This is a genomic window from Serratia sp. EWG9, assembly GCF_019913725.1.
Lineage (GTDB): Bacteria > Pseudomonadota > Gammaproteobacteria > Enterobacterales > Enterobacteriaceae > Serratia > Serratia ureilytica.
In genome coordinates, this window is record NZ_JADNRO010000026.1 from 1 (window position 1) to 877 (window position 877).

Genomic DNA, 877 nt, shown 5'->3' on the forward strand with positions numbered 1-877 from the left:
GTGCGCACCAGGGCATCATAGCCGTCTTCACCCTGTTTCAGCTCCAGGTTGAAAGGCCTTTTGATCAAACGCCCCTGGCGGTTCAGCACCCACTCGCCGCGAATGATCGCTTTCCCGTCAAAGCGGCCGTGGAAGCCGCTGATGGTCACGTTCAGCACATCCTGATCGCTGCTCATCGGCTGCGAAGAGACCACCCAGCCCGGCAGCGCGCTGCTCAGGTTGGTGACCAGCGTTTGCTGCAGCTGCTGATCGAGCGGGCTGGCCCACAGGTTGTTCTGGGCTATCACATACTGTACGTCGTTGGCCTGATACACCACGCCGCTCTGCGCCAGATAATCCGCCACGCTCACGTGCTCCAGCCACAGCTGGCGCGTGGAGGCGCCGCTGCTGCCGGCCACGGCCGGCGCGCCCAGCGCCGGCAACTGATAGTAAGTCTTCTGTGGCGAACTGCTGCAGGCGCTGAGCAACAGCGCCAGGGCTACCGGGATCCATTTCATCATTTCGTGGCCTTCTTCGGCTGAGGGTCATTGCTGCCGGCGGCTTCAAACACCAGCGCGTTGCTCTTCTCATTCAGGGTGCGCAACACCGGTTGCAGCTCACGCAACACCTGGTCGAGGCGCTGCATGTCGCCCACCATCTTATTGTAAGCCGGTGAACCAGGCTGGAACCCTTTCATGCTGCGGTTCAGCTCCAGCAGCGTTTTCTGCATGTCCTGCGGCAGCGCCTGCATCTCTTTGCTGGCGATGATGTCGTTCAGCGACTTCATGGTCTGCTGCGTCGACTTCATGGTTTTCTGGCTTTCCGCCAGCGTCTTGGTCGCTTCGCTGATCATCGGATTGATCGGCATCGAATTAATCTTATCCAACGTCTGCATCAG

The 877-nt window shown here is 60.0% G+C and carries 1 protein-coding gene and 1 pseudogene; both read right to left on the bottom strand.

Annotation, left to right across the window (positions count from 1 at the left end; all coding sequences use genetic code 11):
* Positions 1-500, bottom strand: a 500-nt coding sequence (gene pqiC / locus ITX55_RS23865) for a membrane integrity-associated transporter subunit PqiC (protein ID WP_223085424.1), incomplete at its 3' end; no start/stop codon positions are given.
* Positions 497-877 (bottom strand): annotated as a pseudogene (locus ITX55_RS23870) (paraquat-inducible protein B); the annotation flags it as partial. The pseudogene ITX55_RS23870 and the gene pqiC, both read right to left, overlap by 4 nt.